General features: G+C 44.3%; 13 protein-coding genes. 2 read left to right on the forward strand and 11 right to left on the reverse strand.

Annotated features, from left to right (window positions below; all coding sequences use genetic code 11):
* The 9 genes from HMPREF2704_RS04300 to rlmB form a co-directional block, all read right to left on the reverse strand.
* Window positions 1-229, reverse strand: a 229-nt coding sequence (locus tag HMPREF2704_RS04300; protein ID WP_141754478.1) for a DUF389 domain-containing protein, incomplete at its 3' end; no start/stop codon positions are given.
* A complete protein-coding gene (locus HMPREF2704_RS04305) occupies window positions 226-549 on the reverse strand; it encodes a potassium channel family protein (RefSeq protein ID WP_000825751.1) in 324 nt (107 codons plus the stop codon). The genes HMPREF2704_RS04305 and HMPREF2704_RS04300, both read right to left, overlap by 4 nt.
* Entirely contained in the window at window positions 546-905 is a 360-nt protein-coding gene (locus tag HMPREF2704_RS04310) for a hypothetical protein (protein WP_000397555.1), read from the reverse strand. Before HMPREF2704_RS04310 ends, HMPREF2704_RS04305 begins: the two co-directional genes overlap by 4 nt.
* Complete coding sequence (locus HMPREF2704_RS10770; protein ID WP_006151097.1) at window positions 830-1,132, reverse strand: TMEM175 family protein; 303 nt, start codon at window positions 1,130-1,132, stop codon at window positions 830-832. The genes HMPREF2704_RS04310 and HMPREF2704_RS10770 overlap by 76 nt, the downstream gene beginning before the upstream one ends.
* Before the next feature lie 353 nt (window positions 1,133-1,485).
* Window positions 1,486-1,878 (reverse strand): 30S ribosomal protein S9, encoded by a 393-nt coding sequence (rpsI, locus tag HMPREF2704_RS04315; RefSeq protein WP_000075969.1) that lies wholly within the window; start codon window positions 1,876-1,878, stop codon window positions 1,486-1,488.
* A gap of 18 nt (window positions 1,879-1,896) precedes the next feature.
* A complete protein-coding gene (gene rplM, locus HMPREF2704_RS04320; RefSeq protein WP_002876943.1) occupies window positions 1,897-2,343 on the reverse strand; it encodes a 50S ribosomal protein L13 in 447 nt (148 codons plus the stop codon).
* Between the two features lie 152 nt (window positions 2,344-2,495).
* A complete protein-coding gene (locus HMPREF2704_RS04325; RefSeq protein WP_070845773.1) occupies window positions 2,496-3,359 on the reverse strand; it encodes a DegV family protein in 864 nt (287 codons plus the stop codon).
* Window positions 3,359-3,871 (reverse strand): NYN domain-containing protein, encoded by a 513-nt coding sequence (locus tag HMPREF2704_RS04330; RefSeq protein ID WP_003004212.1) that lies wholly within the window; start codon window positions 3,869-3,871, stop codon window positions 3,359-3,361. The genes HMPREF2704_RS04325 and HMPREF2704_RS04330 overlap by 1 nt, the downstream gene beginning before the upstream one ends.
* 19 nt (window positions 3,872-3,890) lie before the next feature.
* The gene (gene rlmB / locus HMPREF2704_RS04335) at window positions 3,891-4,619 is read right to left on the reverse strand and encodes a 23S rRNA (guanosine(2251)-2'-O)-methyltransferase RlmB (protein ID WP_070845776.1); all 729 of its coding nucleotides are present in this window, start codon (window positions 4,617-4,619) and stop codon (window positions 3,891-3,893) included.
* A gap of 96 nt (window positions 4,620-4,715) precedes the next feature.
* Between rlmB and HMPREF2704_RS04340 the strand changes: the two genes are divergently transcribed.
* Together HMPREF2704_RS04340 and HMPREF2704_RS04345 are read left to right on the forward strand one after the other, a co-directional pair.
* Window positions 4,716-5,678, forward strand: a complete 963-nt coding sequence (locus tag HMPREF2704_RS04340; protein WP_070845778.1) for an aromatic acid exporter family protein — start codon at window positions 4,716-4,718, stop codon at window positions 5,676-5,678.
* Window positions 5,679-5,792: 114 nt separating this feature from the next.
* Entirely contained in the window at window positions 5,793-9,023 is a 3,231-nt protein-coding gene (locus HMPREF2704_RS04345; RefSeq protein ID WP_070845780.1) for an LPXTG-anchored zinc carboxypeptidase, read from the forward strand.
* A 59-nt stretch (window positions 9,024-9,082) separates the two neighbouring features.
* Here the strand turns inward: HMPREF2704_RS04345 and HMPREF2704_RS04350 are convergent, their stop codons facing one another.
* Window positions 9,083-10,750, reverse strand: a complete 1,668-nt coding sequence (locus HMPREF2704_RS04350; protein WP_070845782.1) for an alpha-glucosidase — start codon at window positions 10,748-10,750, stop codon at window positions 9,083-9,085.
* Between the two features lie 66 nt (window positions 10,751-10,816).
* Window positions 10,817-11,947, reverse strand: a complete 1,131-nt coding sequence (locus tag HMPREF2704_RS04355) for an ABC transporter ATP-binding protein (RefSeq protein WP_049475170.1) — start codon at window positions 11,945-11,947, stop codon at window positions 10,817-10,819.
* Between the last annotated feature and the right edge of the window lie 40 nt (window positions 11,948-11,987).

The raw sequence follows: 11,987 nt of genomic DNA on the forward strand, positions 1-11,987 counted from the left end.
GCTTGATTAAACGCGTATCAAAAATAGCTAAACCGAATCCCAGTCCAACAATCGGTGTCATGAGAGGTGAAATCAACATGGCTCCTATAATGACAGCTGTTGAATTCATATTTAGTCCGATAGAGGCAATAAAAATTGCACACATCAAAATCGCTGTATCTCTCAATCGAACATGAAGGTCATCGTATAATTTCTCACGGTATTCCCGTGTTGAATAATTGGCAGTCATTTGTCCTCTCCTCTTTCCTTATTTAAATTGGTATAATAATTAAAAATAACAGCTGATAAACAGCCAAAAAATATGAGCCCATAAATCGTCAAGAAGACACTGGTAATCCTTCCAATCAAGGTCACAGCTAGGAGATCCCCGTAGCCGACAGTCGTCGAAGTCACAAAAGCATACCAAAGACCGTCTCCGTAATTTGTGATAGCAGGTTCAACTAGGAAAAGCACGCCTCCTGACCCAAAAACAAAGGTCACAAAACTCAGAGCAAACCGAGTAAAACCCGTAACCTGCATAATATGCCATAACATTTTTAAACGTTTCATTTGTTCTCCTTATTCATACTAGCTCCTGACCGAGCCGTTTTTTTCCAATAATCAAAGTGAAGATAGGACATGATCTCCATCAGAGAAAGATAGACAAACTGATAGATCTGATTTAAGCTGATTATCAACTGATATTGTTTGAAAAATGACTGGAAGAAAGACCAGATATGACTGTCTTGAATCAGTCCCTTCTTAATATCAGACAGGATATTAGCTAAAGCTCCCAAGGACTGAAACGGTAAATCCTTGACATTTATATAGATCCGGTCCACCACATCATTCAGACTGGTATCTTGGATGGCATGAAATTCTCCAAAGAGAACTCCTGCCGCTCCAAGAGTAGAAACAAATTCCACCAAATAATTTCTGAGGAAATTTTCTCAACCTTTTCCCATAATGTGTTTAGTGCCATCCATAACGATCCCAACCAGAAAAAGGAAAGAAAACAAGCAAAGAAATTTTGCCGTAAATCCCAAAAAGCTTCAAGACTTGGTGTTGTTGGTTTTTCTAACTCTAAAACCAAGATGGTCATAATAATTGCTAGAACAGCATCTGTCAATACAATTAATCTGTCTTTCTTCATCGGATTGCATCCCCTTTCTTTTTTGTAACATTCTATCTTATCGCATAATATTGGATATTCTTTCATAATCCGACTACAAACAAAAATAAACCAAAAAGTATGTCCCTATTATACTATATTTAACTCTAGAAGTATTCATCCATCTAATTAATAAATATATCATATTTCACAATAAGTGAATACTATCAAAGATTCATCCCCTTTCACTTCATCATGTAGTGTTGCTTAGATTTATCAAAAACAACCAAATTTGTATTAATTTCAAGTATCACCTAGTTACAAAAATTTGGGGTGAACAGAAAAAGCATCCCGTATTTTTGATACGAAATGCTTTCAATAAGTTTAAATAAGTTTTAACGTTTACTAAATTGTGATGCTTTACGAGCTTTTTTCAAGCCTGGTTTCTTACGCTCAACTTTACGTGAGTCACGTGTAAGAAGTCCTGCGCGTTTCAATGAATCGCGGAAGTCTGGGTCTACTTGAAGAAGGGCACGAGCGATACCGTGACGGATAGCTCCTGCTTGACCAGCGTATCCACCACCTACAACGTTAACGAAAACGTCGTATGAACCTACAGTTGAAGTAACTGCGAATGGTTGGTTGATGACCAAACGAAGGTCAGCGTGTGGGATGTACTCTTCAACATCTTTTTTGTTAACAGTGATTTTACCAGTTCCTGGAACAAGGCGAACGCGTGCAACAGCGTTTTTACGACGTCCAGTACCTGCATATTGTGCTTGTGACATACTTTATTGTTCCTTTCCTTAGATAAGTCCTGAAATATCAAGAACTTCTGGTTGTTGTGCAGCGTGAGTGTGCTCAGCTCCAACGAATACTTTCAATTTCATACCTTGAGCGCGGCCAAGAGTATTGTGTGGAAGCATACCTTTAACTGATTTCTCGATCAAACGTACTGCATTTTTAGAACGAAGTTCACCAGCAGAGATTGATTTCAATCCACCTGGGTGGTTTGAGTGAGTGTAGTAGATCTTATCAGTTGCTTTTTTACCAGTCAATTTAACTTTTTCAGCATTGATAACGATTACGAAGTCACCTGTATCAGTGTGAGGTGTGAATGTTGGTTTGTTTTTTCCGCGAAGCACGCTAGCAACAACTGCTGAAAGGCGTCCAAGAGGTACATCAGTTGCGTCAACAACGTACCATTTGCGTTCTACTTGGCCTGGTTTAGCCATGAATGTAGTTTTGTTCATGATTTCTCCTATATGAATGTCGTTTTTGTTTACAGGGCGGATGTTCCGGTCCGCGAGTTATTTGAAAGGTTCCGGGGCCTTACAAATGGGGTAAACAATACCGCCTACTATTGTATCAAAATTCTAAGATAAAAGTCAACCGATTTGGAAAATTATTTGCGATTTTCTTTTCCAATGACAAATCCAATCAAGGAATTCGGGCCGACGTGAGCTGAAATAACCGGTCCAAGAGGCATCACGAGAACTTCATCGATGCCTTCAAGCGCAAGCATTTCTTGCTTCAGTGCCTCTGCTCCTTCTAGATCGTTGGTATAAGACACCAAGGCTGTGCTTCCGCCGATGTCTGCCTTGATCAACTCCAGTAATTCTCGGACAGCTTTTTTGCGTCCCCGAACCTTGCTAATTGGGACTAATTTCCCTTCCGTATCTATCCAGAGAATGGGTTTGATGCTGGCCAAACTTCCCATGATCGCAGCACTTTTTGAGAGACGGCCTCCACGCATGAGGTGGTAGAGATCATCGACGAGGAAATAAGTCCGCAGTTTTGGCGCTAGAGCTATAATCTCTTCTTTGGCTTCTGCTAATGAACGGCCTGCATCACGCGCAGCTACTGCCCGCATGACCAGATATCCCTCTCCAATCCCAGCAGCCTTCGGATCGACAATCTCGATCACGGCTTCTGGATAGTCTTCTAAAACCAGGTCTCGTGCCATGACTGCACTCTGATAAGTCCCAGATAAGACCGATGAAAAGGCCACATAAAGCAGATCTTTCCCTTCTTTGGCAAATTGTTCAAAGGTTTCCTGAAATTGGCCCACATTGACCTGACTGGTTGTCGGTTTGGCCCCATTTTTCATGGCTTCTAAAAGCTCAGGACTGGTCAATTGACCTTCGCCAACTGTCTGGTAAACCGTCCCATCTAACTCAATGGTCAACCCAAGAATGGTCACCTGGTGTTCCTTGGCCCAGTTCTGATCTAAATCTGCGGTCGAATCTGTCAAAATAGAAAATGTCATTACTTGTCTCCCATCATTTCTTGTAATTGTCGCAATACTTCGTGATCGAGTGGTCGCATGGGTGGTTTTTGATCGTTGACCACTCGCTGCGCCTGATTGAGGTTTCCTTTGACGACTGCGACCCGTTTTTCTAACTCTCTAGCAGATACCCGAAGGGCTCCTTGAGCAAAGACGGTCCATTGCTCATTTAAGTCACTGGTCGCTACCGATACTTGGTGGAGGGGCGTATTGAGCTCTGCCGCCAAGCGCTCGATATAGTCATCTGCCGTCTCATCCTCACCTGTAAAGACCACCTGAACATTGAACTCCTCATAGGTCTGCCGCACTCCTGGCATATACTGGGCATCAAAGACACAGATGACTTCGATCCCTTCAAAGCTAGCATAATGGCTCAGTTTTTGCAGGAGGATGTTGCGCGCCGCATCGAGCTCACTTTTTTGAAAGAGCTGGCGGGTCTCCTGCCAGAAGGCAATCATATTGTAGCCATCAACCAATAAGATTTTTCGTTTCATATCATTGCCTTTCTACTATTTATAGTCGGTTGCGAAAGACCTCATACATGAGGATGGCTGCTGCCACACTGGCATTGAGGCTTTGAACATGGCCATTCATAGGAATGGTGATCATCTCATCGACTTGCTTTTTGATATTGGTTGAGATCCCTTTTCCTTCATTGCCAATGATCAAGACTAACTTGCCAGCCGTATTCCACTGGTGAGATGGCGTGCCGTTCATGTCGGTTCCAAAGATCCAGAAGCCTTCTTCCTTTAGCTTGTCTAAGGTTTGGCTAAGATTAGTCACACGCGCAATGGGAATGTGTTCCACTGCTCCAGTAGAAGTTTTTGAAACCACTGGGGTTACCCCGACTGCACGGTGCTTAGGAATGATGACGCCTGAGACATTGGTCGCATCAGCTGTCCGTAAGATAGATCCAAGATTGTGCGGATCCGTTAAACCATCGAGAATCAATAAAAGCGGGTTCTCTTCTTTGGCTGTCTGTTTCAGAATCGCTGCTAAGTCTGTGTAAGCAAAGGCTGCCACTCGAAGAACGAAGCCTTGGTGAACAGCTCCTTCTGTCATTTCCTGCAGGGTTTTCTTTGGCGTCCAAGAAATCGACACTTTTTTTTCAGCTGCTAAGGCCTTGATCTTGTCGACATTTTTTCCTCGGAGGTCTTCTTGAATATATAATTTATTGCCTGTATTGGCTTGTAAAGCTTCGGTGACTGCGTGGACACCGTATACGATATCGTTATTTTCCATAGAACTAGTATACCACAAGAAAGGAGGATGAGGCCAATTCATGATATAATGAAATGAAATCTATCTCAGCGAAACCAGCAAAATAGAAAGGAAGCCATGCCTCTTTTTCAACGAACCATCAAGCTCACCTTGGCCACCTGTTTAGCAGCTGCCCTTGCTTATGCTCTGGGCTTGACCTATGCCATCTCAGCTGGCGTCATTGCCATCTTGAGTATCTCTGATACGCGTCGCAGTACGATCAAGCAAGCCTATCAGCGTTTTATGTCGACTTTGCTGGCCCTTGTGATCGGAAGTCTCGCTTTTTCCTTTTTTGGCTTCAACCTTTGGGCACTGGGAGTCTTTATCGCTCTCTATGTTCCATGCGCCTTTCTAATGGGCTGGCAGATCGGCATCACCCCTAGTACGGTCCTCGTCACCCATCTCTTGATTGAGCAGTCTACTTCCTGGGGGCTCTTGCTCAATGAACTTGCCCTCTTTTTAATAGGAACCAGCTTTGCCTTACTAGCCAATCTCTATATGCCCTCTCACCAGGCAGCGATCGATCACTATCATGATGTTGTCGAAGACCAACTAAAGAAGATTCTTGCCCGTTTTGCGGAATTACTTGGTAAAGGGGATGGTCGCAACGATGCCCGCTTGATCAAGGAATTGGATAGTATCCTAAAGGACGCTTTAAATCTGGTCTATCTGGACCATTCCAACCACCTCTTTCACCAAACCAACTACCATATTCACTACTTCGAAATGCGCAAGCGGCAAAACGATATCCTGCGAGATATGGCAGAAAACGTTAACCGCTGTCAGTTGGCGGCGAGTGAAAGTATGATCCTTGCTCAACTTTTTAAGAAGACGGCTCAACAGTTAAGTCAGGAAAATCCTGCCCAAGATCTTCTTGATGATATTACTCAGTATTTGGCGATCTTCCGCGAACGCCCTCTTCCTAAGACTCGTGAGGAATTTGAAACACGCGCTACCTTACTCCAACTCTTAAGAGACTTAGAAACTTTCATCCAGGTCAAGGTTGATTTTTACCAACAATTCCATGAGGAAACAGTATAGACAGAGAAGCCCTTGCCAAATGCAAAGGCTTTTTTATTGCGGGAACTGTTGAAAACGCTTTCCTAAAATGGTATACTAGAACAAGAAAATAACTTTTTAAGGAGAGTCTTCTATATGAAGTCTTCGTATAAGAAACATTTGTACACTACGACGCTCAGCCTCTCGGCTGCTGTCTTGCTTTCTGTCATCGTTCATAGCCAAGTATCAGCCGATAGCTTAGAAGCGCCTCAAACGGAACCGAGCACGGTCCTTGAAGCGACACCCGCTACTGAGCAAGCTGTGACAGCTGAGACTGCCAGTCCTGCTACAGCTGAAAAAGGAGACACCGCAGCCCTTGCCACTTCTGCGGAAGCAGCAGCGACTTCTGATGTGGCTTCTACTACAGAAGTTGCTCCAGCCGCTAGTCCAAGCACTAACCGTGCTGCAACGACCGCTGACCAAGCGACACGATTGGCTGATAGCACCATTTATCTCTCTGAAAAGAGCACGATTGATGACAAAGTCCAAGAAAAAGCCCAAGCTGCTGGCAAGATCAACTGGACCTTGGACAACAAGCCTCTCTCGGAGTGGAAAACCTGGGATATGGAGACTGGAACCCTGAGCAAGGATCCATTCCTTACTATCACAGAGACTGCAAACGGCAATGATTTGGATCTCCATATGGAAGTGAAAGATCTCTTTGGTGAAGATCTTAGTCTTCGGAGCCCAAATAATATCCGCCGGACTTACCGCAACTACATCGGCAATCATGAGCTGGTCGGAACCAATGCAGACTTGGGTGTGACCATCAATAAAACTCTTGTTTTTCGACCTTACCAAGACTACCATACACATGAAGAGATGCTCGCTGCTATCGAAAAATCCAAGGAAGAAGCGAAACCCGATCGTTTGGTGCAGTTAGAAACCCTTGGTAAGAGCGCCCAAGGCCGGGACATGAAGATGGGAATTGTGAGTAAGGACCAAGCCAGCATCGATCACTACCTGTCTAGCACCAATCCTACAGCTTTGACCAAACCAAGCGAAATGCTGGCTGCACTGAAGGACAAGACCTTGGATTACAAACTACCTGTCTTAGTCCACAACACCCACGCGGATGAGCAGCCTGGCATTGATATCATCACAGGCCTCTTTAATACCTTTGCGACCAAGGAAAAGGTGACCTTTAACACCACAGATGAAGCTGGAAATGCTAAAACTGTCACGCTAGACATTCCAAGCTTGCTCAATAAATTCATCTTCTTATTTGACTTCACGGAAAACCCAGATGGGGATGCTCTCAACCTGCGAGCCCTAGCAAACGGGCTCGATCCAAACCGGGATGCAAGCTACCAAACCAACCCTGAAGTTCGTACCGTCATCCAAATGATCAACAAGTGGAATCCGATCGCTCTCTACGACTTACACGGTTTTGTAAAAGAATTCTTAATCGAGCCTGCAACACCTCCACATGATCCGAACTTTGAATACGACCTCATGTCCAACCTCATGCTAGAAAATGCCCACCATATGGGCCGCGCAGGGGTTGCCAATTCCAAATACGACAGCTACATCATTCCAAAACTGGATTGGGGAGATGGCTGGGATGATTCCTTCTCTGGTTATACAGGTGTCTATGCTGTCTATCACGGCATCTTGGGTCACACCATTGAAATCCCAGAATCCAACCAAGAATCCTATAAGGCTGGACGCAATGCTGTCCTCGGCGGCATTGACTTCCTCAACCAAGATCCAGACAAACTCCTTGAGATGCGGCTCAACTTCTACTTACGTGGTCTCAACAAGATTGAAGATCCAAAAGCAGAAAATGAACTGGTCGGCCCAAATGGGGAAATCGTTGGACGTGTGAAAAACGGTCGTCCAAAATTCTTCCCAGACTACTACGTCATCCCAATGGGTCTCGACAAGGACAATGACGCCCAAGAAGCCTTCAATATGATCGACTACTTCAAACGCAATGGTGTCCTCGTCAAAGAACTCAAAGAAGATATTGGCAACTATAAAAAAGGGGACTTGGTCATTGACATGGCCCAAGCCAAACGGGGCTATGCCAACCATATCCTCTACAAAGGTTCCAATGAATCTGCCTGGGCTGCTATGTATGCGGAACTTCTCGTCAACTTCCCTGATATGAGAGGGTTCAAAGCAGAACCAGTCTTCAAGGACGGGCTCTTTACAGGCAAACTAGGGGAAGTCACAGCTACCCGTGCCACTCGAACTTCAGAAATCGATCCAAAAGCTCCTTACTATGTGATCGCAAATACCTCAGCCAGTGCCGTTAAAGCTATCAACCAGGCCATTGCGCAAGGAAAATCTGTCTACCTAACAGATGATGGCTACATCGTTGACCGCGATACCTTTGCTTCGCTCCTGCCAAACTATGCCATCTATGGTGATGCCCTCTACAAGGTACCAAGCGGGCCAACCTTGAAACCGATGAAGGTCTACTCTCCAAACTACCACTATAATTGGGCTGGAGTCGATGCGCCTGCTCATACCAGTCTAGTCCTTGAAAAATTAGGTTTCCAAATCGTCAATACTCCAGAAGAAGCGGATGTTGTTATTTTGGAAAGCAATCGTTTTGACGCTTCCATCTTTGGTAAGAAACCGACTCTCGTCATTGGTGGGGAAGCCATGCAAAAACTGGAAAAATTGGGAGTTCTTGCAGGATTTGACGCTGAAAAACTAAAAGGTGGCAGTGACTACGAGGGCTTGATGAAGGCCATCATCGATGACCAAGATCCACTGACCAGCGGTTACAAGAAGAATACCCTCTTCTACTCCAACTCAGGAAACTGGATTGAAAAGGTTCCAGAGCATTTCAAAACCTTGATGAGCATCGCTCCGAGCGATTATTATATTGCAGGTTGGTGGCCACATAACGATGTTCTGGCCAACAAAGTCATGGCGATCTCTGGAGAACTGATGGGACAACCACTCTTTGTCTATGCCGGAAATCCAACCAACCGTCAACACCCTGTCCACTTCTTCCGCTGGGTAACCAATGCGATCTTTGGCAGCAAGTTGGCTAGCTTGATGGATCACATTCCAGCTAAAGCACCAGACCAAGTGGTGGTTCCAATTCATAACCAAACAACCACTCCACAGCCAATCTTGACCAAGAAGGAGACTCCTAAAGTTCTCCTTCCACAAAAAGAAATGACAACTGAAAATGGAGAAAGTGTGCAAGACTTGACTTACCAAGTGGGACAAAGCTTCCAAGAAAGTCCATCCAAGGCACAATTGCCACAAACTGGAGAAGACACAAGGGCGCACTTCATTCTTTCAGGCTTCTTGTTAGCCATTAGCGGAGGCCTCCTCCTCTTGAAAAAGAAAGAAGTTGAATAAGTTCCAGGCTTAGACTTGGATGACATGAAAAGAACCTTCGCAGAAACGAAGGTTCTTTTCTATTCCACCAATTCCAACACAACAGTTTGGTAAGGGACCAATTCTAATACTTGGTCTCCTTCTTGGAACAACCCAGCAGTATTATTTAAAACGAGCGTTTTAATCGGAGCTGGTAACTCCAAAGTGGCCTGGCGATTTTGGAAATTACTAATCACCAAGAGACGCTTGTCCCCACGGCGTTCGAAGGCGATGATATTCTCACGGTCCCGATAAGCTGGGATCATATCTCCAAACCGGATGGTATTCCCATAGAGGGGATGACGATACAAGGCCGTCAGCTGACGGTAATAATTCAAAATAGAATCTGGATCCTTTTCCTGGTCTTCCACATTAATGGAATAATCTGGTTTGGGACTGATCAACCAGGCTGGTCCATCGCTAAAGCCCAGACCTGGCTCCGCTGACCACTGCATCGGTGTCCGCGCATTGTCTCGGCTGTAGTTGGCAATCACTGCTAAGGCTTCTTCCTCACTCAAACCAGCTTCTTTCGCAACATGATAACCATTGATGGTCGCAATATCATCAAAATCCTCCACCGATTCAAAGACTTGGTTTTCCATTCCAATTTCTTGGCCTTGATAGATAAAAGGAATTCCCTTACGCAAAACCTGAATGGTTCCTAGAGCTTTTTTACTGGTATCGTTTACCGGACCTTCCGCAATATAATGGGACACGCCACGAGGTTCGTCGTGGTTTTCAATAATGGTCGAAAGAACCCCAATGCTATCCGCGCGCTCATGGGCTTTGAAAATACTTTCCTTGAGTTCATCTGCTGTTGGAAGAGCATGGTCAAACCAGCCTTTTCCTTCTTGCCCCAGCATGGTTTGTTTAAAGTCAAAGATGGAAGAGAAGACACCGTCTTTCCCGATGAAGAAATGCAATTCTTCGTCGGTTTCATTGAACACTTCCCCTACTGTGAAGGCATTATACTTGGCGAAGGTTCGCTCATTTAACTCTTGCAAGAACGGTTCAATCGATTGGGCATTCACTAGAGACTCCGGTACTGGGACCAAGCCATTTTCGCGATCAGACGGAAGAGAACGCCATTCTAGATCTTTTTTGATATTGATAATAGCATCGATCCTAAAGCCCGCAATTCCCTTGTCCAACCACCAGTTGATCATCTTGTAAATTTCTTCGCGCAAGACAGGATTTTGCCAATTGAGGTCTGGCTGGTCCTTATGGAAAGAATGGAGATAGTACTTATTGGTGCCAGGAACCGGCTCCCAAACACTACCCCCAAAGTAACTTTCCCAGTTGTTGGGTTCTTTGTCACTTTCGATGAAGTAAAAGTAGTCCGCATAAGGACCATCTGGATCTGCTAAAGCCTTTTGGAACCACTCGTGATGACTGGAACAGTGGTTAACCACCAAGTCCATAATGATGAAAATGCCCCGCTTCTTACCTTCCGCAATCAACTCTTCCATATCTTCCATGGTCCCAAAGAGGGGATCAATGGCATAATAGTCTGAAATATCATAGCCCTGGTCAATAAACGGACTCTTGTAAATAGGGGAAAGCCAGAGAATATCAATTCCTAAGTCTTGAAGGTAATCGAGTTTCTCCGTGATGCCGTTTAAATCCCCAACACCATCACCATTGCTATCTTTAAAGCTTTTTGGGTAGATCTGGTAAGCAACTTTCCCCTTCCACCAGTCTTTTTCCATATTTTGTCTCCTTAAAATGAAAGAGACCGAGACAAATCGTCTCAGTCTCTATAGTATCAGTAGGTATTAGTATACTGTTTTTTCAGTTTCTTTGTCGAAGAAGTGAGCTTTGTTCAAGTCAAATCCAAGTTCGATGGTTGCACCAGTTCCAAGGTAGTCACGCGCATCCACTTTAGCGATGAATTCGTTGTCACCAACTTGGCAATACAAGTGAGATTCAGAACCGAGCAACTCAGACACAGAGATCGTAGCTTTCACAACTGATTCTGGGAAAGTTTCAAGGAATGCAGCTTCTGTATTCACGTCTTCTGGACGAATACCAAAGATCAATTCTTTACCATCATAGCCTTTTTCTTTCAAGACTTTCAAAGCACCTTCTGGAACTTTCAAATTCAATCCATTAGCAACGATGTGTCCACCTTCCAATTTCACGTTAATGAAGTTCATCGCAGGGCTTCCGATGAATCCAGCTACGAATTTGTTGACTGGGTTTTTGTACACTTCTTGTGGAGTTCCGATTTGTTCTACACGTCCAATTGTACCAGTACCTGCAGGGTTTTTAGTAGCAGACATGATAACGATACGGTCAGCCAATGTCATCGCTTCTGTTTGGTCGTGAGTTACGTAGATCGTTGTAGCTCCGATACGACGGTGGATTTTCGCAATTTCAGCACGCATGGATACACGAAGTTTCGCATCCAAGTTTGACAAAGGTTCGTCCATCAAGAATACTTTTGCATCACGGACAATAGCACGTCCCATGGCTACACGTTGACGTTGACCACCAGAAAGGTCAGCTGGTTTACGATCCAAGAATTCTTTCAAGCCAAGGATTTCAGCTGCTTCTTGTACACGTTTGTCGATATCTTCCTTGCTGTATTTACGCAATTTCAAACCAAATGCCATGTTATCGTACACAGTCATGTGTGGGTAAAGAGCGTAGTTTTGGAATACCATGGCGATATCACGGTCTTTAGGTGCCACGTTGTTTACAACAGTACCATCGATTGAACATTCACCTTCTGTGATGTCTTCAAGACCAGCGATCATACGAAGAGTCGTTGATTTACCACATCCTGAAGGACCTACGAAAACGATAAATTCTTTGTCTTTGATGTCCAAGTTGAAGTCTTCAACTGAGTAATGTTCGCTATTTGGATATTTTTTATAAATGTGACTAAGATTCAATTCTACCATGATGGTACTCCTTTGATTTTTATAGTTCTATTGTAAATGA

It is taken from the genome of Streptococcus sp. HMSC076C09 (genome assembly GCF_001837905.1).
Classification (GTDB): Bacteria; Bacillota; Bacilli; order Lactobacillales; family Streptococcaceae; genus Streptococcus; species Streptococcus parasanguinis_I.